This window comes from Paenibacillus sp. FSL M7-0802 (genome assembly GCF_038004945.1).
In the GTDB taxonomy this organism is placed as follows: domain Bacteria; phylum Bacillota; class Bacilli; order Paenibacillales; family Paenibacillaceae; genus Paenibacillus; species Paenibacillus polymyxa_B.
This window is the reverse complement of the sequence record NZ_JBBOSD010000001.1, coordinates 5,609,564-5,635,989: the sequence shown is the minus strand read 5'-3', so window position 1 is coordinate 5,635,989 and position 26,426 is coordinate 5,609,564. Positions and strand designations below refer to the sequence as shown.

At 43.9% G+C, this 26,426-nt stretch carries 23 protein-coding genes; 5 read left to right on the top strand and 18 right to left on the bottom strand.

What is annotated here, in order from left to right; genetic code table 11:
* Position 1: 1 nt before the first annotated feature.
* From MHB54_RS25810 to MHB54_RS25800, 3 genes are all read right to left on the bottom strand, one after another.
* On the bottom strand, positions 2-1,003 hold the full coding sequence (locus tag MHB54_RS25810) for an ROK family protein (protein WP_028541673.1): 1,002 nt from the start codon (positions 1,001-1,003) through the stop codon (positions 2-4).
* Between the two features lie 455 nt (positions 1,004-1,458).
* Positions 1,459-2,415, bottom strand: a complete 957-nt coding sequence (locus MHB54_RS25805) for a tyrosine-type recombinase/integrase (protein ID WP_264453709.1) — start codon at positions 2,413-2,415, stop codon at positions 1,459-1,461.
* A 383-nt stretch (positions 2,416-2,798) separates the two neighbouring features.
* Positions 2,799-2,933 (bottom strand): hypothetical protein, encoded by a 135-nt coding sequence (locus tag MHB54_RS25800; RefSeq protein ID WP_023988918.1) that lies wholly within the window; start codon positions 2,931-2,933, stop codon positions 2,799-2,801.
* 297 nt (positions 2,934-3,230) lie between these two features.
* On the opposite strand from MHB54_RS25800, the gene aiiA reads away from it, so the two are divergent.
* From aiiA to MHB54_RS25785, 3 genes are all read left to right on the top strand, one after another.
* A complete protein-coding gene (gene aiiA, locus MHB54_RS25795) occupies positions 3,231-3,986 on the top strand; it encodes a quorum-quenching N-acyl homoserine lactonase AiiA (RefSeq protein ID WP_071558670.1) in 756 nt (251 codons plus the stop codon).
* A 69-nt stretch (positions 3,987-4,055) separates the two neighbouring features.
* Complete coding sequence (locus MHB54_RS25790) at positions 4,056-4,187, top strand: hypothetical protein (RefSeq protein WP_256703484.1); 132 nt, start codon at positions 4,056-4,058, stop codon at positions 4,185-4,187.
* Between the two features lie 561 nt (positions 4,188-4,748).
* Entirely contained in the window at positions 4,749-4,916 is a 168-nt protein-coding gene (locus tag MHB54_RS25785) for a hypothetical protein (protein WP_007432475.1), read from the top strand.
* Positions 4,917-5,018: 102 nt separating this feature from the next.
* Here MHB54_RS25785 and MHB54_RS25780 read toward each other — a convergent pair whose 3' ends face one another.
* The 11 genes from MHB54_RS25780 to MHB54_RS25730 all read right to left on the bottom strand — a co-directional run bounded on the left by MHB54_RS25780 (position 5,019) and on the right by MHB54_RS25730 (position 17,123).
* Positions 5,019-6,065 (bottom strand): FecCD family ABC transporter permease, encoded by a 1,047-nt coding sequence (locus tag MHB54_RS25780; RefSeq protein WP_053325571.1) that lies wholly within the window; start codon positions 6,063-6,065, stop codon positions 5,019-5,021.
* 1 nt (position 6,066) lies between these two features.
* Positions 6,067-7,131 carry a FecCD family ABC transporter permease gene (locus MHB54_RS25775; protein ID WP_025720646.1) on the bottom strand — a complete coding sequence of 355 codons (1,065 nt, stop codon included), beginning with the start codon at positions 7,129-7,131 and terminating at the stop codon, positions 6,067-6,069.
* Positions 7,132-7,355: 224 nt separating this feature from the next.
* Positions 7,356-8,306, bottom strand: a complete 951-nt coding sequence (locus tag MHB54_RS25770) for an ABC transporter substrate-binding protein (protein ID WP_413630616.1) — start codon at positions 8,304-8,306, stop codon at positions 7,356-7,358.
* 68 nt (positions 8,307-8,374) lie between these two features.
* Positions 8,375-10,090 carry an ABC transporter ATP-binding protein gene (locus MHB54_RS25765; RefSeq protein WP_028541679.1) on the bottom strand — a complete coding sequence of 572 codons (1,716 nt, stop codon included), beginning with the start codon at positions 10,088-10,090 and terminating at the stop codon, positions 8,375-8,377.
* A 32-nt stretch (positions 10,091-10,122) separates the two neighbouring features.
* Positions 10,123-11,130, bottom strand: coding sequence for an ABC transporter substrate-binding protein (locus MHB54_RS25760; RefSeq protein WP_028541680.1), 1,008 nt, complete (start codon positions 11,128-11,130; stop codon positions 10,123-10,125).
* A gap of 220 nt (positions 11,131-11,350) precedes the next feature.
* Complete coding sequence (gene rbsB / locus MHB54_RS25755) at positions 11,351-12,271, bottom strand: ribose ABC transporter substrate-binding protein RbsB (RefSeq protein ID WP_023988925.1); 921 nt, start codon at positions 12,269-12,271, stop codon at positions 11,351-11,353.
* 34 nt (positions 12,272-12,305) lie between these two features.
* Positions 12,306-13,274, bottom strand: a complete 969-nt coding sequence (locus MHB54_RS25750; RefSeq protein WP_053325574.1) for an ABC transporter permease subunit — start codon at positions 13,272-13,274, stop codon at positions 12,306-12,308.
* Position 13,275: 1 nt separating this feature from the next.
* Positions 13,276-14,757 (bottom strand): sugar ABC transporter ATP-binding protein, encoded by a 1,482-nt coding sequence (locus tag MHB54_RS25745; protein ID WP_023988927.1) that lies wholly within the window; start codon positions 14,755-14,757, stop codon positions 13,276-13,278.
* Positions 14,758-14,787: 30 nt separating this feature from the next.
* A complete protein-coding gene (gene rbsD, locus MHB54_RS25740; protein ID WP_023988928.1) occupies positions 14,788-15,222 on the bottom strand; it encodes a D-ribose pyranase in 435 nt (144 codons plus the stop codon).
* 1 nt (position 15,223) lies between these two features.
* The gene (rbsK, locus tag MHB54_RS25735) at positions 15,224-16,102 is read right to left on the bottom strand and encodes a ribokinase (protein ID WP_023988929.1); all 879 of its coding nucleotides are present in this window, start codon (positions 16,100-16,102) and stop codon (positions 15,224-15,226) included.
* Positions 16,095-17,123 (bottom strand): LacI family DNA-binding transcriptional regulator, encoded by a 1,029-nt coding sequence (locus MHB54_RS25730; protein WP_264453708.1) that lies wholly within the window; start codon positions 17,121-17,123, stop codon positions 16,095-16,097. The genes rbsK and MHB54_RS25730 overlap by 8 nt, the downstream gene beginning before the upstream one ends.
* A 212-nt stretch (positions 17,124-17,335) precedes the next feature.
* On the opposite strand from MHB54_RS25730, the gene MHB54_RS25725 reads away from it, so the two are divergent.
* On the top strand, positions 17,336-18,064 hold the full coding sequence (locus MHB54_RS25725; protein WP_023988931.1) for a DsbA family oxidoreductase: 729 nt from the start codon (positions 17,336-17,338) through the stop codon (positions 18,062-18,064).
* 94 nt (positions 18,065-18,158) lie between these two features.
* Here the strand turns inward: MHB54_RS25725 and MHB54_RS25720 are convergent, their stop codons facing one another.
* Positions 18,159-18,944: an SDR family oxidoreductase gene (locus MHB54_RS25720; RefSeq protein ID WP_340982054.1), complete on the bottom strand. Its 786-nt coding sequence runs from the start codon at positions 18,942-18,944 to the stop codon at positions 18,159-18,161.
* 188 nt (positions 18,945-19,132) lie between these two features.
* Complete coding sequence (locus MHB54_RS25715; protein ID WP_069080612.1) at positions 19,133-20,137, bottom strand: copper amine oxidase N-terminal domain-containing protein; 1,005 nt, start codon at positions 20,135-20,137, stop codon at positions 19,133-19,135.
* Positions 20,138-20,387: 250 nt separating this feature from the next.
* On the opposite strand from MHB54_RS25715, the gene MHB54_RS25710 reads away from it, so the two are divergent.
* Entirely contained in the window at positions 20,388-21,305 is a 918-nt protein-coding gene (locus MHB54_RS25710; RefSeq protein WP_264453707.1) for an AEC family transporter, read from the top strand.
* A 345-nt stretch (positions 21,306-21,650) separates the two neighbouring features.
* On the opposite strand, the gene MHB54_RS25705 is transcribed toward MHB54_RS25710, so the two are convergent.
* Together MHB54_RS25705 and MHB54_RS25700 are read right to left on the bottom strand one after the other, a co-directional pair.
* Complete coding sequence (locus tag MHB54_RS25705; RefSeq protein WP_264453706.1) at positions 21,651-24,722, bottom strand: X2-like carbohydrate binding domain-containing protein; 3,072 nt, start codon at positions 24,720-24,722, stop codon at positions 21,651-21,653.
* 472 nt (positions 24,723-25,194) lie between these two features.
* Entirely contained in the window at positions 25,195-26,367 is a 1,173-nt protein-coding gene (locus tag MHB54_RS25700; protein WP_068942589.1) for a M20 metallopeptidase family protein, read from the bottom strand.
* Positions 26,368-26,426: the final 59 nt, after the last annotated feature.

Genomic DNA, 26,426 nt, shown 5'->3' with positions numbered 1-26,426 from the left:
ATTATTTAAAGACAATGATTGGACGTTCCAATTCTTTTAGAGTTAACCCTCTCAACCCTGTTTTAAAATCTTCATAAAATAAATCTGAGAAAATAACCTCAGGGTACAAAGGCATCTTATGTTTAGATTTGTAGGATTCTAAAAAATGAAAGAAAGACACTTCTTCTATATTCTCTCTATAGATCACAATTCGATCAGGATCAAATACAGATTGTAATATTTGAATAATTTCACATATACTATTGAAGAAAACTTCCGTTCCCTTGCTCTCATCCCAAACTATCGACGGAAGGAATTTGATTTCACCAGCTAATCCATGTTTGCCTTTTAAAACCCCATTTCGCAAATAAATCCCCATTCCTGGTGGAGAATTCTCAGGAAAATAAATAGCCAGTACACATTGATCTTCATCTATTTGTTCTCTATAGACGTAACCACATACAGCGGCATTTACGTCATTCTCCACAATAACCGGCAAACCAAATTTGCTTTGCACATCCTCTGCCAACCGAATTCCATTTAATCTTTCATGACTGCTGACTGTAATTTCTCCATTTACAGATTGTCCCGGGATTCCTATTCCAATAACTTTAATGGAAGGATAGAGGGAAATGATGTCTTGAATCGTGGAATAAAATTGTGTAGCATTAAAAATTTGAAAGGGATGCTCTTCTTTCATCAGAGCATCCTCATTTAAATTCACTACCGTAGTACACACTACATCTGTCCCTTGTTTTTCGTTAATATGTATAATCAGTGCTAGACTATACTCATAATTAAAACGATAGGTTAACGCATGCCTGCCTCCGTTTGAAGGGACGATTTCATCTTCAAAGATCTCTCCATTATTAAGCAATTCCTGCATAAGGGTATTGATAGTTACCACACTTAAATCAGTCAATGCGGCTAGTTGGGGTTTTGTTGTCTTACTGATCTGTTTCAATACTTTGCGAACCAGGTTCAGATTTATTTCTTTAATTAAATTTGTATTAGCTTTTTCCATACATAGCACCTTCTTTTTATAACATCATAAAACAACTTTATAAACCATATTTATAAATTTGTTTCACTAATTTTGCAGTAAAATATTACCTTTGTCAAGGTAATATCGTACTAACCTTTAATTCACTATTGCTTTCCAGCTTATTCTGAATTATTCTCATGCTTAACATAAGATGATCGCTAAAATAAGGAGGCTAATCTATTGAAGAATGCTGTTGAAGAACCAAAATTGAATCGTATGCGCAAAATGATTGGGTGGCAGCTAATCAGTATCAGGTTGGAGCAAATCAATCAAAAACAAAACTAACGCTATGAAAAAGAATACTACGTTCATGATCATAATGACCTAAAGCCGTTGATGTGATTTTCAAGTCAGGATGTAATTTCCTCTGACGAGTTTACATAATGATTATTATGTAAACTATTTTTCATTTAATCTCAACTTTCATGCTATACTTACAATCCTGATATCGGTATCTGAATATCCAGCTTATCCATTGCTTTTTCTTTTTCCCGATCAGTGACATGTGTATATACTGTGGTTGTCTGAATGGATGAATGCCCCAGTAGCTCCTGTACGGTACGCAGATCTGCTCCCTTACGTAATAGCATTGTCGCAAATGTATGTCTCAGCTTATGGCTGGAATAAGCCTCCCGGCGATCTATACTCTTATCTTGCTGGAATCGTTCGAACGTTTCTGTAGCGATCTGTTGAATGGTGCGCACTGCCAGACGGCGGCCTTTTTGGGATATGAACATCGCATCCTCTTTACCTCTCCACGGCGTCAATCTTTCCTCCAACGCATGCTCTACAAAATCACATACGGCTTCCGGTACCGGGAGAGTACGCCACTTACGTCCTTTACCGAACACATCTAAGGTACGTCTTTCTCGGCTGTAATCCGAGACATTCAATGAATGAACCTCCCCCACCCGCAATCCCATGTAGACCATCAGCAGAAAAATAGCCATATTACGATTTGCATATTTCCCCTCCACCGCGAGCAAAAACGGATGAATATCCTTTTCATCCAGATAGACGGGCATACGATTCTTTTCAGTTTTTGCTTTTTTAATTCCCGCTGCCGGATTTGTGCTGCATAACTCAAATTCCTGTAGCGCTTTAAAAAAACTGTTCACCGCTGCATGCTTCCGGTTCCGCGTACTATCTCCGGCGCCTCCCTCCCGCGCTTTAGACAAATACGACATAACATGAATCTTCTTCACCTGATCGAGTGGTTTTTCACGCAACGTGCGTAAAAATTGCTTTACATCCCCCATATAATTTTTTTGCGTATGTATCGTATATCCCGCATCCTTCATCCAGATCAAAAAAGCTTCCAGCTCCTCAGTATATATTTCATCAGTTTCTTCAGTTGTATCGAGCCCCACATGTCGTAACTCTTTTTTCATCCCGTTCGCCTCCAATTCAGTTCATATTCCGAAATATACTGTAAAACGATCATTTTCGTCTGATTTTTATCGACAATCCAATCGACATCTTATGCAGGAGGGATTCTAAAAGTCGTTTTAAACCTAAACAGCGTATAATTTATATTATACGCTGTTTTTTAAGCGCTTTTTAAGTATAAATAAAGCGCTCCCCTCTTGTCCAGCCTGGTATCGCCTTCAAGCAGACATTTCAAAGCACTTAACGGGGTGGCATAGGGTCAGAGGGGGTCGATCCCACAATGTAGACAAATTAAAACACGCTCAAGAAAAGTTCTCCGAATGTAATTCATTCATATCCAAAACAAAACTAAATAGCCAATAGTCTTGCATGCAGCACCACTTCTCTACTTCATCAGCAAGCTGGGGCGCTGCTCTCGATCGGTAGCAGTCAAAATCGCCATAGCGGCCAAAACATGAATATCATATGCAGTTTCCAGCTCGCTATCCGGATCATCTTCCGGCGCGTGCACCATCTCCATATGATAGCCTGGTAATTTTCACCCAATAGCAGCAGTGGATCACCAAGAATTTCACCGATTTTCGAGATGATGACCGTGTGATCCAGCTTCTGGGCAAATTTCTGCTGGACGCCTACATGCCTTATCATTTAAACTATTAAAAATTAATTTTCGAAAGAGTGAGATTACAACGACAGCATGAGGCTCCAGCACCCGGATCTTACAAACGAAAATACAAACATCACTTTCTGTCAGCCGAAACCCTGATTCATAACTACATAATAATTATTATGTAAACTAAGATTGGAGGATGATTGTATGATTAACAAATTGTACTGGTTACCGATCGGTCAGCTTGATATTGATCGCTCCTCACTCAACCATCATGCACAGCCCGGTGAACTGGTGCGCCTGCAAATCTGGTCGTATCTGCTGGAGACAGATCACGGTCCGATTCTCATTGATACCGGTATGCCGGATTCGTTTATCAACAATCCAAATTATTTTAAAAGTACACCGTTTGAAGGGCGCTTCATTCCCCATATGTCAGCCGATGATAGTATCGTGGCTGTACTGGATCGGATCGGCTATCAACCGGACGATATCCATGCCATCGTAATCTCTCATATGCATATGGATCATGCTGGAGGCAATCCGCATTTTCCGAATACACCGATTTATGTGCAGCAGACCGAAGCAGACGCTGCGATCGGTAATCTGGAGTATGCGCCACCGGAATGCGTGCAGGCGGACTTGAATTACCGACTGCTTCAAGGGGATCATGAGCTGGTTCCAGGTTTGCAACTGTTCTATACTCCGGGTCATTCGCCGGGTCATCAGTCCGCGCTGGTCACAACAAAGGAATCGGGTCCGGTCATGCTGACGATTGATGTTGCCTACACGCAGGAGAATTACGCAAACGACGTGCCGTTTGACGGCTTTGACCGTGAACAGGCACGCCAGTCAATCGCCCGCATTCAGCAGATTGTGCAGGAGGTTAAGCCGAATCTGTTGTTCTTCGGTCATGATCCTGAGCAGGTAGCCGTTCAGCCGGTATATCCACAATACAAATAATGATAATAAAGCAGCTATTTCTCCACCATTCCGGATCTTTTCGGTCCGGGGTATAAAGAAATTGGTATTATGAATGCACACAAAATAGACGTATCCGGAGCCGTGCTTCATTCGGATCATGGCTTCCAGTATACGTCTACGGCGTACACACAGGACTTGAAAAGTTCGGCCTCAAAGGCAAGTGGTGCGGACGTAGAATAGTCGTAATTCGGCCAGCTCCCCTCATGATCTCAATTTCTTCATTTGATTTTTAAATAATCATTATTGTATCTCCTCACTTCCAAAATGTTATAGCCTCTTATTCTTTTCTTTTCATTAGGTAGTTGTAATGACTCCGACATTTAGAACTGCAAAATTTGGTTAACTGAGCTCGCTGATATGGAATAAACCAATGATTGCATTGAATACACCTTTGCAGTTCTAGTTGCTCCCCTCCATAGCTTTCAGCAAAATTTTAAATGGATTAATACACTAAATCCGTTTATATCAAAAAACATGAGCTAGTCAAATTATATACATGAAGTTAATTACGTCTAATCTCCTGTTATCGCCAGCATCAGGAAGTATATCTAAGAACTCATGGGGTGAGTCGCTGTCGACACAGCATGGATGATGAGAAAAAGTAATTTGCAGTCTCGCTCCGTTTTCCCTTGATCATCTAGCACGATATACTTAAAGAAGTCGAAAGGCAAACTTATATTCAGCCTATGCTCATTTCAAAAATGTAGGTTTATTCATGACAAAGGGAGTGTTCATTTATTTATGAGTACCGAAATGCTGGAACGTCGAAGTGAAATTCTAAAACGAAACATCCATCAGTTGCTGGTTCAGGAAAATCAACACGGCGTGACACGTCAGGAAAATTACACGTTGCATAAAATGATCAGAGAGCTGCATCAAACCTCTCATGCCTTGAATACTTCCCGTTGAGATGAAAGGCTGCTAAATCAAATGAAAAAAATAACCTTCAGCCCCACTTCCTTAGTGGTGTTGAAGGTTATATTAATTGACAGGTGGTATCCTTTCGTGATGTTACCCTTTGGAGCGACTCAGCAGATATAAAAAGTATGGCGCACCAATGATGGCTACAATCAAACCTGTCGGTATTTCTTTCTGTAAAGGTAAGGATCGTGTGATCGTATCCGCTACAAGTACCAGGAGTGCTCCGACTAAAGCACAGGTTACCAGCAGCATTTTATGCTTCGGACCCACCAGCTTTCTCGCCAAATGTGGAGCCACCAAACCGACAAAGCCGATACCGCCGCTAACCGAAACACTAGAACTAGCCAATCCAACCGCAGCAGCGAGAAGGAGAATACGTTCCTTTTCGATAGGTGTACCCAACCCCGATGCCGTCTGATCTCCCAGATTAAGCACATTCATCACATTTGCTTTGTAGTATGCGAAAGGAAGCAATACAATCAGCCAAGGCAACAGAGCCATTACGAATTTCCAGTTTGAGCCCCAGATGCTTCCTGCTAACCAATTAGCTACAAACGTGTAACTTTCAGGTGTCAGCTTAAGAGTCATAATGATCATCGCAGCACTGATACCCGCCGCTACGCCAATTCCGCTCAGCAGTAGCCTTGTCGGGGAAATTCCTTCGCCTTTCTTGTAAGAAAGCGCGTAGATGAGAATAGCAGCTGCTCCTGATCCAATCAGCGCAAGAGCGGGAAGTAAAAACAATGAATTCGTAGTTTGCATAGATGGAAAAAGCAATACAAACAGCATGACCATCAGCCCGGCGCCCGCATTAATCCCCAGAATACCAGGGTCCGCTAAGCCGTTACGTGAGACCCCTTGCATGATGCAGCCAGAAACAGCGAGACCTGCACCGATTAGAAGAGAAATAACCATTCGCGGCAATCGGAATTCAAAGAGGATTAATTCCTGCTGTGGAGTCCCTTGTCCAAACAAGGTTCTAAATAGCTCCATTGGCGAAAGCCGGATGGTTCCCGTATTCGCGCTTATGGTGAACGCAGCAATGAGCAATACGAGCAGAATAATTACAACCATCCAATCATGGATTTTTTTACGATGACTAGCTTTGGCAATAGCCCCATTCGTAACGTTATTCATCTTACAGCGCCCTCCTTTCTTTACGTGCCAGATAAAGGAAGAATGGAACCCCAATTAAGGCAATAAGTACGCCCACCGGTGTTTCCTCAGGTGCGTTAATCATACGGGCTGCCAGATCGGCAAACACAATGAGTAAAGCTCCCATAATGGCCGAGCATGGAATAATCCAGCGATAATCGACGCCAACCAGCTTGCGGGTTATATGGGGAATAATTAATCCCACGAAACCTATAGAACCAACCAACGACACCGCTGCACCCGCCAGAATCAGAACAAGAATCATCCCGACTACCTTTACCACCCCAGTTCGCTGACCAAGACTTAACGCAATTTCGTCTCCCAAACTAAGCAGCGTAATGGAGCGCGACAACATGAGAGCGCCGATAAAAGCTGCCACAACCCAAGGCAAAACTATACCGAGCTGAACCCACTTGGTTCCACTAAGCCCTCCGGCATACCAAAAGGCTAAATCCTGTCCAACATTAAAGTACAAACTGATCGCATCTCCTAAGGCAGACAGCAATGCCGTGACAGCTGCACCCGCCAATACAAGACGAACTGGCGTAAGACCTGATTTGGATATGGAGCTTGTACCATATACCATCACAACAGCCAGAGCTGCACCAACAAAGGAATACAACATTAACTGTAAAAAGGAAGATCCGGGAAAAAGGGCAAAGCAAATCGCCATCGCCAAGCTGGCTCCCGAGTTCAGTCCAAGCAAGCCCGAGTCAGCAAGCGGATTTCGGGTCATTCCTTGCATAATTGCACCTGCTACGGCAAAGCAAACTCCGATTAGAACCCCACCCAGAATCCGAGGTAGACGGATTTCCCAAATAATTTGATGGTTTTGTAACTCGGGTTTAAAATGAAAAACGGCGTTCCATACCTCTTCTAGCCTAATAGAGGCTGCACCAAAAGATAGGGATAGCGCGATACCGAACGCTAAAAGTCCAAGCCCAGCTGTCAGGATAAGCGAAGCCGCCCAAGGTCGCGAGTGGAATTGAGTCGGCGACTGGTTATGATTACTTTGAGCGGGGCTATCCGATGATTCTGATAATTTCATAACTATTGTTCACCCTTACTGTTGAATAGTATGTAGCTATCACGAACTGTGTTGAAGATGATGTTGATAATGAGAATTATTATCATGCAATCTTTACTATTGTAAATTAATGTGGCAACGGCTTCAATAGCAAATTTCGAGGAATGCCTAATGATCTGCCCTATTGTGAAAAAATAAAGCCCTTCGGCATAAATACCAAAGGGCTGCCAACAACACCGAAGCGACTACTTCTGTGCGGCGTTCTCTTTATTCCGCTGGACGATCATATCTGCGATTTCTTCAGCTTGCCCTACAATAGCGATGGGATCGAAGTACCAATATCGATCCTCCTGGAGCTCAAAAACCTTACCTTGCCGGACCGCATTCAGTGTTTTCCATATGCTGTCTCCTTCGTAACCACTCAAATCCTTGTTAACCGTCAGAAAGATATAAGAGCCGGCATATTGATTAATGACTTCTTTTGACACCGATTTCCATTGAGTCTCACCTAATAATTCTTTTTGGACAAGCGGCGGAGGTGTCAAATTCAGTCCTCTGTATACCGCCTGTCCTCCTCTGCCAAAATTATCACCATAGACATAGTATTCTTTATCCGAAGCTTCCATTACGGTGAAAGTATCCCCAGGCTGAACAATTCCCTTTAGCTTGTCACGTGCAGTCTGCATCCGCTGATCGTATTGGGCAAGCCATGTTTTGGCTTCCTGCTCTTTTCCAAGCAGATCACCAAAAGCTGTCAGTTCCTCATGCACATTCTTGTACGTTCCATAAGGAATCACGATGGTCGGAGCAATTTTACTGTATTTTTCATATTCAGAAGCATCTTTGGAACCAATCAGAATCAAATCTGGCTGCAGAGTCAATACTTTCTCAATGGATACACTGCCGCGGTCTCCAATGCTTGTAATTCCCTGTACAAGATCCTTCGAAAACGGATTATCCAGATAATATTTAACACTTCCCACAGGTTTAATTCCTAGTGCTAATAAATCATTCAGGTACAAATCCACTACAACCCGCTGAGGGTGAACCGGAATCTTAATATCTCCATGAATCGTTTTGACTGTTTTCGTTTCCTCTGACTTTTGTTCACTAGAAGTTTGATTCTGCTTTTCATCCGGCTGCTTTACGTTTCCACCACAGGCGGTAAGAACTAAAATGACTGACAGAAGCATCATCACAATCCACATTTTCTTTGTCAAACTCGTTCATTCCTCTCTCTATTTACGGCGTCATATCGACCTATTTACGTTCCATATTGAGCTTGGTGCAGGCGGCTATATGCCCCTTTTACTGCTAATAACTCTTCATGTCTGCCTTGCTCTGCAATCCCTTGATCTGCAACTACGATAATGCGGTCAGCATTTTTGATCGTTGCCAAACGATGCGCAATAACGAGTGTCGTACGGCCTTGGGATAGCTCTGTCAGCGCCTGCTGAATCGCGGCTTCTGTCTCTGTATCCAATGCTGATGTCGCTTCATCTAAAATGAGAATTGGCGGATTTTTAAGGAACATCCGGGCAATAGACAAACGTTGCTTTTGACCACCGGAGAGCTTCACACCTCGCTCACCGATCATTGTATCCAGACCATCCGGATATGAGCGAACAAGGTCTTCAATCTGAGCTCGACGAGCAGCATCCCAGATTTCTTCTTCCGAAGCATCCAGCTTACCATAAGCGATATTTTCACGAATCGTTCCATCAAAGAGGAATACATCCTGCTGTACGATACCAATCATGGATCGCAGCGATTCCAGCTTCATTTCACGGATATCCATCCCATCAATGGTAATGCTGCCTTCCTCGACATCGTAGAAGCGAGGCAACAAACTGCAAAGTGTCGTTTTACCTGCTCCTGAAGGACCCACAAGTGCTACGGTTTCACCCGCATGGATAGATAGGTCCACTTTGCGTAATACCTTATCTTTGTTCTCGTAACCAAACGTTACACCTGCAAATTGAATATCTCCGTTAAGATGGCCAACCGCCTTGGCCCCAGGCAGATCTTCTACATCCGATTCACTTTCCAGCAAATCCAGATACCGTCGGAAGCCGGCAATCCCTTTCGGATACGTTTCGATGACAGAATTAATTTGTTTAATCGGCCCCAGGAATACATTAGACAGCATCACAAATGCGATAAATTCCCCGTAGGTCATCTGTCCTTTGATAACAAACCATGTTCCACACACAAGCACAAACAATGAAACCAGCTTCATTAGTATAAAACTAATTGAGGAATTCCAGGCCATAATCCGGTACGCGATCAGCTTCGTTTTACGGAAACGTCCATTATTTTCAGCAAAACGTTCCATTTCATGTGCTTCGTTGGAGAACGCTTGAACAACGCGAATCCCGCTGACGTTATTTTCAATACGAGCGTTGTAATCCGCAATATCAGAAAACATACGATGGAAAGCAGCAGACATTTTTCGGCTGAAATAAAGAGACAAGTAAATCATGAGGGGTACAATAATGAAAGTCAGTACAGCCAGCTTCCAGTTAATACCGAGCATGATACCAAAGGCCCCCCCCAGTGTCATCAATGCGATAAACAAATCTTCGGGGCCGTGGTGAGCAATTTCCCCAATATCCATCAGATCGTTGGTCATACGTGAAACGAGATGCCCTGTTTTGTTATTGTCAAAAAAGCGAAAAGATTGCTTTTGTACTCGATCAAACAGCTTTTTACGCATGTCCGATTCGATGTTGATGCCCAGCTTGTGCCCCCAATAGGTAACCACGTAATTCAGCGCAGCACTTATGACATAAATACCGAGTAGAGCTAGACAGGCATATAAAATCCATTTCCAGTTTCCGCTAGGCAGCAAATCATCGACCACCCGGTTGACTGCAAGCGGAAAAGCCAACTCCAGCAGTGCAGCCAGCAAGGCACAAGAGAAATCAATGATGAACAAAGTCCGGTAAGGACGGTAGTATTCAAAAAAACGTTTAAGCATAGTCATTGCTTCTCCTTTCTAATTTCGAGCGATTATTTAGGATCGATGGAAAGCATGTTAACGGCTTCATCCAGCGATTTGTCAATAGCAAGCGGTGAGTAGGTAAACCACGGGTCGGCTTTGATGAAATACACTTTGTGGTTCTTGACAGCCGGGAGATTTCTCCACAGTGCACTTTGCTCAATTTGCTTAAGCATTCCGTCCTTAGTCGCTTCATCATAAACCAGCATAATAATACGGTCTCCTGACAGTTCGGGTAACTTTTCCATTGAAATGCTATCGTATACAAAGTTAAACTTCCGGTCATTTTCCAGCTTCTGTCGTATGTACTCAGGAGGATTCAATTCCAGTGAACGGTAAATGACATGTCCTACATTTCGCGCTCCATATACTCTTAGCACATCCTTACCGTAGGTCATATAAATGGTAACCGTTTCATCTTTTTTGAATTTTCCAGCCAGCTTCTTTCGACCTTCTTCAGCCTTTTTGTCGAAACTAGCGATCCACTGCTCGGCTTCCTTGTCCTTACCCAGCACGGCTGCGATATCCCGCAGTTGCTTAAATACATCCCCATCTCCAAACAAAACGACTACGGTTGGAGCAATTTTATCCAGCTGCTCTTTCACTTCTGGCGTGGTATCTTCTGTTGTGATGATCAGGTCCGGTTGTAGCTCCAGCACCTTTTCTACATTTGTCGGGTTCCCAATATCCGCAACTCCGTCAATCTTACCTTTTAAATATTCTCCTTCTAACAAATGGGAAGCAGCACCTGCAGGCTTAACTCCCAAGGCCAGCATAGCATCCAAATATTGTGTTGTGACGACTCGCTGTGGATTTGCAGGGATACTGATCTTATTGCCAGTAGCATCAGTATATTCGCGCATGACAACCGTTTTGGATTGCCCGGAAGGATCATTAGTGCTGGTCTTATCGTTTGTCTGGTTGTTGCTAGCTGCGTTTCCACATGCACTCAATACAACCATCAAAAGAACCACAAGACAAAGCGTGGATTCCCATTTTAATCTGTACCTTTGTTGCACAATATACGTCCTCCTTAGATATATACAATTCATAATATGATAGTGATTCTCATTATCATATAATTGTTATTCTATCTTTTACCGTCTCTTCTTACAATACAAAAATTAAAAACTTCCATTTATGTGGTATGTATCATCATCGTAGATTAGTCAAAAAAAGGACTGATGCGTATGTTTTGCATCAGTCCGAAGACTTAATATGTCGGGTCAAGTACCCATTTTATTTCGATTGGTCCACCAACTCCAGCTTAGCAGGAATTGATGTTTTCACGGTTTTACCTTGAAGTACATCCTTGGCTGCCTGCACCGCCAATTGTCCAATAAGCTCGGGTTGCTGAGCTACAGTGGCTGTCAGTTTCCCTTCCTTAATTGATTTAAGCGCATCCTCGTTACCGTCAAAACCAATGACTGGAATGTTCTTACCTGAGCTTTGGATTGCTTCGATCGCACCCAACGCCATTTCATCATTGTGGGCAAATACAGCCTGTACGTCCGGGTTTCCTTGCAGCAGATTTTCCATCACGTTCAAACCTTTGGTCCGATCAAAATCGGCCGATTGTTTTGCTATGACTTTCAGATCCTTATCTGCTACTTCATGGAAGCCTTTCCCACGTTCACGGGTAGCGGATGCTCCTGGAACACCTTCCAGCTCAATCACTTTGGCACCTTTTCCAACTTGATCAATCACATATCTGGCAGCCATTCGTCCTCCCTCTACGTTGTCTGAAGCGACGAGTGCTTTTACGTCTCCTTTGTCAGCAGAACGATCCAGTGTAATAACCGGGATGTTCAATGCATTCGCTGATTGTACCACAGTGGAGATGGCCGACGAATCTGTCGGATTAATGAGTAACGCGTTTACTCCCTGTTGAATCAGATCATCCACGTCATTACTTTGTTTCGCCGAATCATTTTGTGCATCCACAACAATGACCTGCATTCCTTGTTTTTTGGCCTCTGCCACAACTCCGTCTTTGAGAGAGACGAAGAATGGATTGTTCAGCGTTGAGATCGACAAGCCGATTTTAATGTCCTTCAGGTTCGCGGCCGCTTTAGGTTTGGCCCATTCGGGCGGTTCCAAGGAACACCCTGTCATGAGCAGGAGCAGCAAGGCAGTCATGATTAATATAAGCTTTTTCATATTTATGTGTCTCCTTCTACGCAGATTAGGTGTATTATGCGGATTTTTTACGGTCAATCAATACAGCAATAGCGATGACTATCCCTTTTACGACCATTTGATAAAAAGAGTTAACCCCCAGCAAGTTCAAGCCATTGTTTAGTGTACCGATGATAAGCACACCAATTAACGTACCTACGATTCGTCCGCGTCCTCCCGAGAGGCTTGTTCCACCTAATACGACAGCCGCAATGGCATCCAGTTCATAAGAAGTACCCGCTGTCGGTTGTGCCGAGTTCAAACGTGAGGTCAAGATAGCACCCGCCAACGCGGAAAGCATTCCAGCCAGAGAGTAAATCCAAATTTTCACACGCGGTACTTTAATACCGGATACAATCGAAGCCTTCTCGTTACCACCGATGGCATACGTTTTGCGTCCGAATGGTGTTTTATGCAAAATGATCCATAGGACAGCAAAGGTAATGAGCATCGTAATCGCTGGAACCGGAATACCGAACTGATAGCCACGACCGAACAATTGAAATACCAGACTGTCGCCGAGTCCTGTAATAGGGTTACCGTTGGTATAAACGAGTGTTAATCCTCTGAAAATGGTCATGGTTGCTAGTGTAGCGATGAACGGAGCCATTTTACCTTTCGTAATCATCAAGCCGTTGACCATGCCCATCACGCCACCCAATGTACAACCGATGATAATCGCCAAAATAGGATCGAACCCGGCCAGCATCATATTTGCGACAAACGCACTGGATAGTGCTAATATGGAGCCGACTGACAAATCAATTCCGCCTGTGAGAATAACGAAGGTCATACCGAACGCAATTAACGCATTAATGGATACCTGGCGCAATAAATTCAAAATATTAAGCGGTTCCAAAAAGCTGGGATTTAAGACCGATACGATAATTACCAAAATAATGAGTCCCAACAACGGGCCAAGCTTCTGTGTGATTTGTGACATTTGAAAGCCTTTGCTGCTTTTTGATTCATTCATAGTTGTCATATTACTGTCCTCCTGTAGCTAGCGTCATAATATTTTCTTGTGTGGCTTCTTCCCTGCTCAGCTCTCCGCTGATCTTTCCCTCGTGCACCACGACAATACGATCGCTCATGCCGAGTACCTCAGGGAGTTCCGAGGATACCATGATAATCGCGACTCCACGTTCGGTCAGCTCGTTCATCAACTGGTAGATTTCCCGCTTGGCTCCCACATCCACACCTCTCGTCGGTTCGTCAAGAATGAGCACATTTGGACCAATACCTACCCATTTGGCAATAACCACCTTTTGCTGATTACCACCTGACAAACTGCGAACCGTTGTTTCGCCCGATTGGGTTTTAATTTGTAAGCGCTTAATTAAAGTGTTAACAAAATCTAGCTCTTTTTTACCTGAAATAAATCCTTTTGAAGTAAAGCTGAACAGATTTGGCAGCACCATATTTTCCCGGATGGAAAAGTCCAGCACCAAGCCCTCATCTTTTCGGTCTTCTGTAATGAAGCCAATCCCAAGTTTCACCGCATCATCCGGCTTACGAATAGACACTTTTTTTCCACGCACATGAATCTCACCACGATCCAAAGCATCCAGTCCAAATAACGCCCGCATGATCTCGGTCCGTCCCGAGCCCATTAAGCCTGAAAAACCTACAATTTCCCCAGATCGTACAGTGAAATTCACATTTTCAAATAACCCTTTATGCGAAGCATTTTTGACCTCCAGCACCACTTCTCCCAAAGCAGGCGTTCTTACCGGGTAGCGTTCAGTCAGCTCTCTACCCACCATTTTCCGTACAACTTCATCAAAATGCGTATCGGGAATCGCCTGAGTATCCACCGTTTTCCCGTCACGCATGATGGTAATCCGATCACAGATCGCGAATATCTCCTCCATCCGATGTGAAATATACACAATCGAAACACCATCTTTTTTCAAGGAAGTAATAACCTCGAACAGCTTCTGAATTTCTCGTTCGGTTAAGGCGGCTGTCGGCTCATCCATCACGATAACTTTAGCATCCGTCATGAGTGCTTTGGCAATTTCAATCATCTGCTGTTGACCCACTGAACAATCGCCTGCTTCACCGTTCAATGGAAGATTTACCGAAAGCTTGCTGAATTGTTCATTTGCTAGCGCTTTCATTTTAGAACTGTCTAGCAAGCCCCACTTGGATGTCATTTCCTTGCCGATAAATAGATTTTCCAGCACGGTCATCTCCGGCCACACATTCAGTTCTTGGTGAATAAAAGCAATTCCTTTTTGCTCCGCTTCTTTGGGGTCGGCAAAATAGGTTTCCTGACCGTCAATGATGATCGTTCCCTCATCTCGCCGATGCAGTCCGATTAAAATATTCATCAGCGTTGATTTGCCTGCACCATTTTCACCCATGAGGGCATGTACTTCTCCTTCACGAAGATCAAAGTCAACACCACTCAGTACCTGATTGGTTCCAAAGGCTTTGTGAATTCCTTTCATTTGAATCTGCATGCTGTACCCTCCTTTTTATTCAACATTGATTTATCCAAAATGAACTCCTGCCTGCAAAATACAATTGGCAAACGGCTTAGCCTCTCCTGTACGAATGACCGCCTTCGCATACCGGGTCAGCTCCTTGAATTGTTCATGAGGGCAAAACTCAATGACGGCTGCCTGCTTATTAAGCTGTGGCTGTTCTAATTGCTCCCCTGCAAAGGTGCGCATAATATACTGTAATGCTTGTTCATTTTCTTGTTTAATTTCTTCGGCCAGCATTACTTTTTCGATCACCATATCTGCTGCAATGACATCAACGACGTCCTGAAAGGATGGAACCCCCAATTTAAGGGCCAAATCAATTTTGGTAACGCCTTCAGGAACAGGTAAGCCGGCATCAGCCACGACAATATAGTCTGTGTGGCCGAGATCCGACAGTATTCTGGATATATGACTGTTTAGGATTCCATGTTTCTTCATATTATATTTGCTCCTCCACTTCACGTCGGGTTGGCATTCCACCTTGGGCTCCAAATTTGGTTACGGACAATGACGCAGCACGATTAGCAAATTTCACACTGTCTGCCAGCGAATTTCCTTCAGCCAATGCCACTGCAAAAGCAGCGTTAAACGTATCTCCTGCACCTGTTGTATCAACGGCTTCTACTTTATAAGTAGGAACTACGACTTCCTGTTCTCCGTCGAAGAACCGTACACCGTTGCTGCCCTCAGTCACAAACAGCTTGTTGGGATATTTGCGCAGCGCTTCTTGAAGGCTCATATCCTTAAACATAATGGCAGCTTCATGCTCATTAGGCGTAATGTAGGTCGCATTCGCAATTACGCTGTCATCCACCTCGCGAGCCGGAGCTGGATTCAGCAACAAGGGTACCTGGTACTTCGCACAAATTTCACTTACATAAACAACCGTTTCCGACGGTATTTCCTGTTGAATTAACACAATATCCGAACTTCGGATGACGTCAAGCGCTTCTTCCACATAGGCAGGTGTCACTTCATTATTTGCTGCTTTTACCACGACAATACTGTTATCACCTTCAGCGAGTACAATATGCGCTGTACCGCTTTCCATATGTGTAACCGGTTTCACATAGCCAGTATAAACATGATTTTCTTCAAAATTACGTAAAATCTGTTCTCCAAAATGGTCATCCCCTACACGTCCAATCATCGTAACGTCCGCTCCGAGTCGTGCTGCGGCTACTGCCTGATTGGCTCCTTTACCTCCAGGTACGGTTGTAAAGCTTTCACCCAATACCGTTTCACCAGCACCGGGACGTTTGGACGAAGTAACTACGAGATCCATAGAACTGCTTCCGATAATCGAAATTTTAGCCATCATGATCCACCTTTCTCGTCGTTTCCCGTTCTATAAATTTTACGGGCAATTGTATGCTTGAATAGGTAAGTACTTTCGAATGAAGATTAGGTACGCTTGACTTCGTTACTTGCGACTGCTCAATCAACTGAATGAGTAGCCCTGCTGCTTCCCAGCCCATTTCATAAGCAGGTTGTCGGATCGTTGACAAAGGCGGGAATAACAAACTACTTAATGGTATATCATCAAACCCGATAATTTGAACATCATCCGGGATTTTCTTTCCTAATCTATGTGCCTCATGCATCACCGCTGTAGCCACGATATCGTTACTTGCGATAACTCCGTCCGTATCCGGGTACTTGCTAAACAGCTCTTTGGCCCACGACTCGGCCTCCTTGAACGAAAAGGAAGTTGTCTCGACCACATGGTAAGCAATTCCGGATTGCTGAAGCTCTTCAACCGCCCCGCGAAAACGGTCTTGTGCTGGACGAATATGTGCAGGGCCCTGCATGACTGTAATTTGTTTGCTGCCGCGGGCAACCATTTCTTGAGCAGCCAAGCAACCGCCATGGACTCCATCTGCATATACGGAGAGACTGTCACTGGAAGTTCGATCGAGAAAAACGACCGGGATCTTCAGTTTGGCATAACAATCGGCATCGGGATCATTGGTAGAAGAAATAACACCAACGACATTATTTTGAACAAAAGTATCCATGTAATCCAATTCTTTTTGGCGATCTTCATCACTATTACCGAAAATAATCCGAAAATCATTTTCCTGCATTCGATCCTCCACCCCACGAGCTAACAAGGGAAAGTAAGGATTCGTAATATCCGGCAGCAGCAGGCCGATTAATCTGGATTTCTTTTTATACAAAGAACGTGCAACTTCATTAGGCTTGTAATTTAACTGCTTCACAGCAGCCTCTACCTTTCGCCGTGTATCCTCATGTACATATCCAGTTTCATTAATAACTCTGGATACGGTCGCTACGGAAACACCTGCAAAGCTGGCGACTTCTTTAATTGTTGTCATAGTGTAGGTTCAACTCCAATGTGTAACCGGTTACACATATAAAATATCACAGCATTAATTTTTTGACAAGCATTAATTATTTGCACGTTGAATGCTTTAGCTTTATAATTCTTATTGTAACTAATGAAGTTCCACCTTAATACACATTCTAAAGGGGGGAGCACCACTCCCAGTTACTCAATAAAATACGTATACATGGAGGCTTTTTCCTTATGAATATCGAAGTTTGGTCTGATTATATGTGTCCATTCTGTTATATCGGCAAACGCCGTTTGGAGCAAGTATTACAGCAATTCCCACATCGCAATGAGGTGCAATTGACATTCAAGAGTTTCGAATTGAACCCGAATGCTGTGAGAGATAGTGGTAAAACGATCAATGAAGAACTATCAGCTAAATATGGGGTCAGTCTGCAAGAGGCTCAGGCTATGAATGATCGAATGAACGAAAACGCACGCTCTGCGGGTCTTGATTATAATATTCATGCCATGGTGCCGACGAACTCTCTTGATGCTCACCGCTTAACACTTTGGGCTCAAACACAAGGCAAAATGCTGGAGCTGAGCGAGCGTTTATTCCAAGCTGTTTTCATCGAAGGCAAGCATACAGGGGATCATGAAGTGCTGGTAGCGCTGGCTACTGAAGTTGGTTTGGATCAAAAGGAAGCGGCTGCTATATTAGCCAGTGACCGTTTTACCGACGAAGTTAGAGCTGATGAAGCCGAAGGCGCTGAATTGGGTGTTCAGGGTGTGCCATTCTTTGTATTTGATCGAAAATTTGCTATTTCTGGTGCCCAGCCGGAGGAAGTATTTCATGATGCGCTTCAAAAAGCATGGGATGAACGCTCACCTTTCACCATGATAAGCGGCAGCTCGTCCAAACAAGATGCAGGTGGTTTATGTACCGATGAGGGTTGTGAGCTTCCAGGCCGTGAGGGCTGAACAGTCCGTGAATGAAGATTTTCTACTTCCTAAATAAATTTTAAAAAAGCGTGCCAGCACTCAATTAAACCTGAGGCTGGCACGCATCTTTATTTTATAACGATTTAATCATTCCGCCATCCACAAGGATGGTACTCCCTGTCAAATAGGATGAAGCTGAAGACGCCAGAAAAGCAACGACTTTACCGAACTCTTCAGGCTGTCCATACCGTCCCAATGGAATGCCCTCTTCTGCTTGTTTGCCCTGATCCGTCGTTTGCTGGGTTTTCTCAGCTCGATGCTCGTCCAAGCTACGCACGCGATCAGTTGCAATTCTCCCCGGTGCTACAGTATGTACCAGAATATTATGAGGAGCTAATTCCAGAGACAATGTTTTTGCCAATCCAGCAACTCCAGTACGCAGCGTATTTGAAATGATTAACCCCGGAATTGGCTGCTTAACTGAGGAAGAAGCAATATTTAAAATCCTACCGCTTTGTTGTTTTTTCATATATGGTAACACTTCACGGATCAACCGGATATGACTAAGTAAATTTTGTTCAAAGGCCTGCATCCACACTTCATCTGTAAAATCATCAAAGGTACCGGCAGGAGGCCCACCCGCATTGTTAACCAAAATATCCACGGTGCCAAACAAATCAGCTGTACGGCGGATGGCCTGGGAGATATGTTCTGGTTTTGTTACATCGCAAACTACATATTCAACGCGGCCACTCGCTGTTTCCAGTAATTCCGCCTGCGTCCGCTGAAGCTCTGCTTCGTTCCGTCCTGAAATGACGACATTCGCACCCTCGCGTGCCAGCTCTCGTGCGCTTGCCTTGCCGAGTCCTTTACTGGAACCTGCAACAAAGGCTGTTTTTCCCGTTAATCCTAAATCCATCTATGACACTCCCTTTTCTAAGCGTTCTCTATTTAATTGTACACATGACCAGCACATAATGCGAATAGCTTGGTAGTATTATGAAGGCTATCTATCTTCTCACCATTAAAAAGAATACGAAATCATTAATTGCAAGGTAAAACAAAAAGGCCTGACAGTTAGTCAGGGCCCTTTTTGTTTACAGCACGTTATGATGTTGATGCAGGTGTTGTTGTTGTCTGCTCGTATACAACAACGGACTGGCTCTCAGGCTCCCATTTAACATTTGTCCCCAAGGCCTCTCCGATTACCCTTACAGGTACCATTGTCGTCCCATCCACTATGGATGCTGGCTGCTCGATAGAATACGGCTGACCGTTAATATATGCTTTTGGACTGTTAACAAATAATTTGACGGACACGCCGTTACGGGTGACAGTAACAGCCTTTTCTTTCGGATCCCAGGAAACCTTTGCATCCAAAGCTTCGGAAGCTGTTCTAAACGGAACAAGTGTGGTCCCATTGCGGTTAATCGGTTTGGCATCGTATTTTTCACCATTCACGAACAGCTTCATACCCGACGGCCGTCCGGCCTTCTTCGAGAATTCACCCAGCTTTTTGTAGCTGTCCAGATCGGACACATTAGCCAGTACCGCCTCCTCCTGCATGTAAACGGCATCAGTCACATTTCCGTTTTCAGCCAGTAGCTCAGCTGCCTCAGTCAGTGCTTTACCAGAATTCCGGATCAATTCAAGTTCAGCAACCTGCTCCGGAGTCAAACGGTTTGGGTATTTCGTAAGCAGCAGATTCGCAATAACCGCTCCTGCCGGCTTATCCTTCGTATTTTCTACCGCGTGAAGCAGACCCTTATAACCGTTGCGTCCCTTGTGACCATTATGGTCTTTGGACTCCTCGTATGTATCATCTGTTACTGCAACAGGTTCGGTTTTTCTGATTTCTGCGTGTTTGTCTTTTTTACTGTTTTCATCCTTTTTCCCGGATGCTTTGTCTTTTTGTTTTTTGGACTGATCATTGTCTGAGTCATGGGGATTGATTGGCTCTTCCCCGCTCTTTTCATTCCCGTCTTTAACAGACGTCTTTGCTTCCTGTTTGTTCTCCTGATCATTTCCGCGTCCCTGCTTGGCTTCAGCGGTTCCCGCTGCCAAACCCAAGACCAGTATACACGCTAGTAAAGCTGTCCAAGTGTTTCTCATGATGCGATTCCTCCTTATAGTAAAGACCGGGCTCAAATGTCCCTAGATGTATTAACGGCTTCTCTAAGCTGATTTTTTATCTTTTCTTATCTAATGTGTGAGACACTACTATAGCTGCAGTCCATATTGTCAAAATCACTATAAAATTTTATTATACGCCTAACCTATTTACACAGTATAATGAGAATTACACATGCATTTTTAAGAATCAGCCTTTACATTCGCATAATAGAAAGAAGATGAAACAGACATGTTCGGCACCATTCTTTTGGACGTTGTTTTACCTATTTTTGTACTTATCGGTTTTGGTTGTATCATGCAATATTATTTTCGACTGGATTTGTATACCTTAGCTAAAATCAATTTTTACTATATCACCCCCGCAGTTGTGTTTACAGGTCTTTATAACTCGGAAATTTCTTTAATGCTCATGGGTGAGGTTTCACTTTTTTATGCCTTGTACATAGCTATTCTGTACGTAATCAGCACTATCGTCGCCAGATCTCTGAAATACAGCCCCGGAATGCGTGGAGCTTTTACAAATAGTGTAATGCTAGATAATTCAGGAAATTATGGTCTGCCAATCAATCAGTTGGTGTTTAAAGGTGACCCGTTGGCCATTTCCGTTCAAGCTCTGATTATGACCTTTCAAAGCTTTGTCACTTTTACATACGGCACTTTTGTTGTGCAAAACGGCAAGGCCAATACTCGAAAAATATTAATTAACTTTTTTAAAATGCCTGTTCCCTATGCGCTTGCGCTAGGTTTGCTCCTTAATCTGCTGCATAGTCCGTTGCCTAATTTACTGGCTGAACCTTTGAATTATATTAGTCAGTCGATGGTTGCTGTGGCTCTGCTTACTTTGGGAGCACAAATTGTGCAATATCCCTTTCGTTTGCGCCGGACAGCCGTGTACATTAGTATGGTACTACGTCTGATTGCTGGTCCAATGGTCGGTTTTATGCTCGTCTTGCTGCTGGGTCTTAAGGGGATTCCGGCTCAAGCCTTGCTCATTGCATCGGGTATGCCTACCGGCGTTAATACAAGTATTTTAGCGGAAGAATATAAAAATGAACCCGATTTTGCCGCACAAACAGTATTACTTTCTACGATTGTGAATGTCATTACGATGACACTGTTAATTTCAGTATCCCGGCATCTTGTTTGAGGTGTATGATAAATATAAAAAATGGATTAAAGACGCTTTTTGTCTAAGGACAGGAGCGTTTCTTTTTCAAGATAAAGGGAACAAATGTTCGTGTTAGTGTTTCTTTTTTCTACTTAAAGTGGTGTGTTTGTTTTGTGGAGATCGTATGCGAGAAAGAGTTTTTTTTCTATTATGAATTTTTCATATAGTGAAATAATTATATTATTTAATTTGAATCTCTATTAGTAGCTGTTTTCAACTTGTCGTTGCTTTTTCCAAAAAAAAGAATGCGGGACAATAAGGTCGTCAAAAATAAAGCCAGCTCACTCATTAGAGTGGCTGACTTAGGATTATTCTTATTAAGGTTTAGGGCTCAATTCCCCATTGCTTGCTTCCAGACAGATAAGCGGTTATTTTAGCAGAATCTTGTAAACTGTTTGCTGTGGGATTAAATGAATAATCATCGGTTTGTGTGTAACTGCTCCAGTCCTCTTTGGATATCCGGGTTTGCAACTCCACACTTTGACCGGGCTCTAAAGAACCCGCAGCCGATTTAAACCCGATTTCTGCATAAGAATCTGCCCCTGGCTTCGCATTGGATAATGTTTTGAAGCTAGCAATCACATTCCCTGTACCGACGCTCGACCAATCCGTGAAGAAATTTTGTGCTTTCTCCCCGTTAATGGTGTAATAATAACGCAATGTCACGTCTGCTAGGGAAATTGATGAGGTTCCCGTATTGGTTATTTTAAATTTGGAACTGATTGTATTGCTTGTGGCGGATACATTCCCATTGAAGGTTTGCACCTTCAGAACGCCCTCGCCTGTTCCCGGCTCACTTGGCGTATCCCCTTTCACCGTAATCGTAAACAACACATCATTACCTGTACTAAAATGGAAGTTTAGTGCTGTCTCTCCTTTAGGAAGTTTAGATAAATACTTGTTGGTAAGAACGACTGTTTCTTCACTAAGCGTATAATCTTCACCTTTGTTCAACACCACACTCCCCTGCTTGATAGCTTCTAACGTATTGCCGTTAAGTGTTAGCTTGACAGTAAGATCCGTATTGCTGTTATTCACTCCATAGGTTGCAGTCGTTGGTGTAATACTTGCTTGCCCGGTAGATGGCTGATCACCACCCACACGATCTGCCACCAGAATGCCACGGCCATTCGTTCCCAGATAAGCACGTCCATAAACCCGAGGGTCCCCAATAATTTTGGTCACTCGAGCATATTGATGCTTGTCATCATTAATGCGCGCCCAGTTTGCGCCAGCATCGTCCGAACGGTAAAATCCACGTGTACCATCAATTTTACCAACGATAAATACCGCTGCATTCGTACGGTTCGGCGCTGCCTTACCAAAGCCTACAAAATCCGCTTCCTGCACATTAGAGAGCTTGGTGAACGTAGCGCCGGAATCATTGGAATGCCATAAGCCATACGGCCCTCCATCCTCGGAGCCTCCGGCGAACCATACATCTCCTTCTGCTCCTCGTACAGCATCAATATCAGCATTGCCTGCTGTCGGCAAGCCAGTTACCGCTGATGGCGTAAAGGATACGCCTCCATTGGTGCTCACATATATTTTCCCGGAGGCAAATGCGTAATATTTATTAGGGTTCACTCGGTCAGAGACGACCTTTGCATTCGCTGGAATCCCTGTGCTTGCTGTCCATGAGTTGCCGCCAGTTTTGGAGTAGAACACACCTTTGTCTGATGTACTCCACAGCAAGCCATTACCATCTGCTGCTACGGCGATGCTGCCTCCTCCTGCTGTACCGGAAGGCTCGCTATTTGCTTTATACCAGTTGGCTCCGCCATCATTGGAAAAACCGATGGATTTGGCATTTGGATCTTTTTTATAATCCGCTTTACCTACTCGGGCCATAAAAGAAGGATTCAGCTCGGCATAATCAATGCTTTCGCTGCTTGTAAAGGTCGGATTATCCAGCATTTTAGCTGGAGCCTTGAATAAATCGTCATGTCTGAATCCAGAGACATCACCTACTGCGCTCACCAAAGGCGCGCCGGTTGGAGGGCTCACCAGATCCAAAATTGCCGTTTCCTCTACCCCTTTAGCGGCTACTGAAATATCCAGCTTTCCGCCTTTATCCCAATTGGTCAGATTTTTAGAGCCATAAATCGTAGCTCCGGTGCCGTACAACATATGGTCTGAATTAAATGGATCTATCTCCAGATCTCCAATCATCCACCCCAGCTTGGGCGATACTTCCGGTGGTGCAGGGTTGGCATTGAAAGTCAGCCAAGGCGCACCGCTTATATCCAGATTGTATTTCAGCTTACGAGACGGATAACCATCAAATTCCCAAATAGGACTCCAAGTTGCCCCACTATCAGTGCTGCGATAAATCGTTTCATCCGGCCACCAGGCATTCAACGTAGCAACCATGAGTGTACCTGGCTTCTGGGCATCCACCGTCAGTCCACCATATCCAAAATGATTGTCCGCACTACTGCTACCTATGGGGCTAATGTTAGTCCACTGCCCGCTTGCTGTATTCAATTTCCACAGTTCACCCTTTGATCCATCATATGGACCTGCGCCATCGCTATAAGAAATATATAGATTGCCGTCCGGTGATAACACACCGTGATGTGGCAAATAGCCCGTAGGCTGTCCCGTTATAGCAGACCAGGTTGTCCCGCCATCTGTACTGCGATAGACACTTTGCTTTTTATCTGCAACACCTACATAGATCGTCTGCGTTGCTTTACTGGAAGAGCCTGTTTTTTTGTCAAAGGTGATCCACGCTAAACCGACAATGTCGCTGGTATATTCATTGGAAGGGTCCTGTACATACGTCCCTGGATTCGGGAAACTGCTTACCTTGCTCCAAGTTGCTCCAAAATCAGAGCTTTTCCATAGTCCATTACCACTTCGAGCTCCAAAGAACAAAATATTATTTTTATTTGGATCAATCGTCAGACGTTCACCCATTGAACGCCCCGGCATATTGCCCCCCACCTTAAAAGGAAGCTTGGTTGTCTGCCACGTATTGCCCCTGTCGATGGAACGCATAATTTGCCCGTTTTGTTTATCCCATGAATTAGTATACGTACCTGTAGCTATATATACACGATTCGGATCAACAGAATCAGTCGCTAGTGCATCGACACCATTTTTGTTCCAATCCTCCCAGCCCACAGAATCCGTCAGCGGAATCCAACTCTCATTGGCAGCATTCCAGCGGTAAGCTCCTCCAATATCTGTACGGGCATAGATCAGGTCTTTTTCCGTTTCATTAAAAATAATGCCAGGTACAAAACCACCTCCTCCACCCGTAACCACACTTTTCCAACTGTAATCGTCACTTGGAGCAGCATGAGTCGGCGCTATCATTCCTGTCCAGGAAGCACCCGCTACCACAAGCGCCAAACAAGCAATTCTCAACCTGTTTTTTGCCTTAGTCAATGAATTCAACCTCCTTCTTCATTATCAATTGAATATGCGAGTCATTTTGAGATAAAAGTAATCAGCCGATTCTGAATTCGTTCCTATCGTTATCGTTGCTTCTCACAATTCTGACAAATGTCCTCTCAGACTCACCCCCATTCATTCCCAATAAATACGGTGCAACACTGGTTTTGTTAGCGCTTACATCGGTGTCTTGCTCAATAGATTCGTCATCTTTTTCCCATTTCCTTGTGCGAAAAATCAAGATAATACAATTTTATCTCCTGCTCCGCAGCTTATAATAGGAGGTTTGAACTTCCTTCAGAGTTAATACCTTTTATTTAATTCTATTATGAATTTTTCATATAGTGAATTAATTACTTAATTTTCATTCTTTATGGGTGTCAAAATACTTTGATTTACAACAAAAAACCGCGCTATGCGCGGTTCCAGCTTCGTTAATATGTCGTCAGTCATAAACATATGCCTATTATTGCAAGTATTCAAGCGCCAGTGCTAAAAAAATATGCCCTGAGACGAGCAATGCCCGCTCATCAAAATCAAAGTGAGGATGGTGATGAGCAAAATGCGTTCGTTCATCCTCATTGCGTGCACCCACATGAATGAAGGCTCCCGGTCGATGCTCCAAATAATAAGCAAAATCCTCTGCTCCCATGACCGGCTTCAAATCCAAAAAAGCGTCTGCTCCATACAGTCTGCCGATGAGCTCGCGTACACGTTCCGTTTCGGCTTCGGCATTCACCAAAGAAGGATAGCCATTCAGATAGTCAATTTCGTATCCGGCATGATAAGCCTCAGTCAACCCCTTGACGATACTGCGAATTTCATTCTCCACTTCCTTACGCACTTCCTTATTAAACGTACGTACGGTGCCTTCGATTTTGGCCTTATCTGCAATCACATTAAAGGCAGTTCCAGCTTGAAATACCCCAATCGTTAACACTGCTGATTCAATAGGGTCCACCCTGCGACTAACCACCTGCTGCAACCCGTTCACAATTTGACTGCCGATAACAATAGAGTCCACCGTCTGATGCGGTCGTGCGCCATGCCCGCCTTTACCGTTGATCTGGATCGTAAACGCGTCGACAGCTGCCATCGCAGGCCCACTCTTTAATCCAATTTTACCAAAAGGAATTTCAGATGCGAGGTGAATACCATATACCGCCTCTACCCCATCCAGACAGCCATCCTCAATCATAAACTTGGCTCCGCCAGGCGGTTTTTCTTCCGCATGTTGAAAAATAAACACAAGCTTTCCCTTCAGCGCCTCACGGTTATGACTCAACACGCGTGCCACTCCAAGTAACGCAGCCGTGTGACCATCATGTCCGCAGGCATGCATAACACCCGGAACGGTCGATTTATAAGGCACATCCTTTTCATCCTGAATGGGAAGTGCATCAAAATCAGCACGAAATGCAATCGTTCTACCTGGCTGACCGCCTTCTAAAAACCCGAGCACACCGTTTCCACCCACATTCGTTCTTACCTCAATACCAAAAGAGCGCAATTGATCGGCGATAAATGCAGACGTATTCGTTTCTTCAAAAGACAGCTCGGGATGCTGATGTAAATGTCTTCTCCACGCAATCAGCTCTTGTTCATCATCTTTTAATTCCTGAACCCATTTATCTAGCATAATGCCCTCTTTTCCTATTGAATTTATATACTTCTATCCTTATCTTACCATGAACGGCC

What these genes read in the sequence shown, in the direction of transcription:
- MHB54_RS25810 (WP_028541673.1), bottom strand. Translation starts at nt 1,003, where the DNA reads ATGGAAAAAGCTAATACAAATTTAATTAAAGAAATAAATCTGAACCTG.
- MHB54_RS25805 (WP_264453709.1), bottom strand. Translation starts at nt 2,415, where the DNA reads ATGAAAAAAGAGTTACGACATGTGGGGCTCGATACAACTGAAGAAACT.
- MHB54_RS25800 (WP_023988918.1), bottom strand. Translation starts at nt 2,933, where the DNA reads ATGGAGATGGTGCACGCGCCGGAAGATGATCCGGATAGCGAGCTGGAA.
- aiiA (WP_071558670.1), top strand. Translation starts at nt 3,231, where the DNA reads ATGATTAACAAATTGTACTGGTTACCGATCGGTCAGCTTGATATTGAT.
- MHB54_RS25790 (WP_256703484.1), top strand. Translation starts at nt 4,056, where the DNA reads ATGAATGCACACAAAATAGACGTATCCGGAGCCGTGCTTCATTCGGAT.
- MHB54_RS25785 (WP_007432475.1), top strand. Translation starts at nt 4,749, where the DNA reads ATGAGTACCGAAATGCTGGAACGTCGAAGTGAAATTCTAAAACGAAAC.
- MHB54_RS25780 (WP_053325571.1), bottom strand. Translation starts at nt 6,065, where the DNA reads ATGAATAACGTTACGAATGGGGCTATTGCCAAAGCTAGTCATCGTAAA.
- MHB54_RS25775 (WP_025720646.1), bottom strand. Translation starts at nt 7,131, where the DNA reads ATGAAATTATCAGAATCATCGGATAGCCCCGCTCAAAGTAATCATAAC.
- MHB54_RS25770 (WP_413630616.1), bottom strand. Translation starts at nt 8,306, where the DNA reads ATGATGCTTCTGTCAGTCATTTTAGTTCTTACCGCCTGTGGTGGAAAC.
- MHB54_RS25765 (WP_028541679.1), bottom strand. Translation starts at nt 10,090, where the DNA reads ATGCTTAAACGTTTTTTTGAATACTACCGTCCTTACCGGACTTTGTTC.
- rbsB (WP_023988925.1), bottom strand. Translation starts at nt 12,271, where the DNA reads ATGAAAAAGCTTATATTAATCATGACTGCCTTGCTGCTCCTGCTCATG.
- MHB54_RS25750 (WP_053325574.1), bottom strand. Translation starts at nt 13,274, where the DNA reads ATGACAACTATGAATGAATCAAAAAGCAGCAAAGGCTTTCAAATGTCA.
- MHB54_RS25745 (WP_023988927.1), bottom strand. Translation starts at nt 14,757, where the DNA reads ATGCAGATTCAAATGAAAGGAATTCACAAAGCCTTTGGAACCAATCAG.
- rbsD (WP_023988928.1), bottom strand. Translation starts at nt 15,222, where the DNA reads ATGAAGAAACATGGAATCCTAAACAGTCATATATCCAGAATACTGTCG.
- rbsK (WP_023988929.1), bottom strand. Translation starts at nt 16,102, where the DNA reads ATGGCTAAAATTTCGATTATCGGAAGCAGTTCTATGGATCTCGTAGTT.
- MHB54_RS25730 (WP_264453708.1), bottom strand. Translation starts at nt 17,123, where the DNA reads ATGACAACAATTAAAGAAGTCGCCAGCTTTGCAGGTGTTTCCGTAGCG.
- MHB54_RS25725 (WP_023988931.1), top strand. Translation starts at nt 17,336, where the DNA reads ATGAATATCGAAGTTTGGTCTGATTATATGTGTCCATTCTGTTATATC.
- MHB54_RS25720 (WP_340982054.1), bottom strand. Translation starts at nt 18,944, where the DNA reads ATGGATTTAGGATTAACGGGAAAAACAGCCTTTGTTGCAGGTTCCAGT.
- MHB54_RS25715 (WP_069080612.1), bottom strand. Translation starts at nt 20,137, where the DNA reads ATGAGAAACACTTGGACAGCTTTACTAGCGTGTATACTGGTCTTGGGT.
- MHB54_RS25710 (WP_264453707.1), top strand. Translation starts at nt 20,388, where the DNA reads ATGTTCGGCACCATTCTTTTGGACGTTGTTTTACCTATTTTTGTACTT.
- MHB54_RS25700 (WP_068942589.1), bottom strand. Translation starts at nt 26,367, where the DNA reads ATGCTAGATAAATGGGTTCAGGAATTAAAAGATGATGAACAAGAGCTG.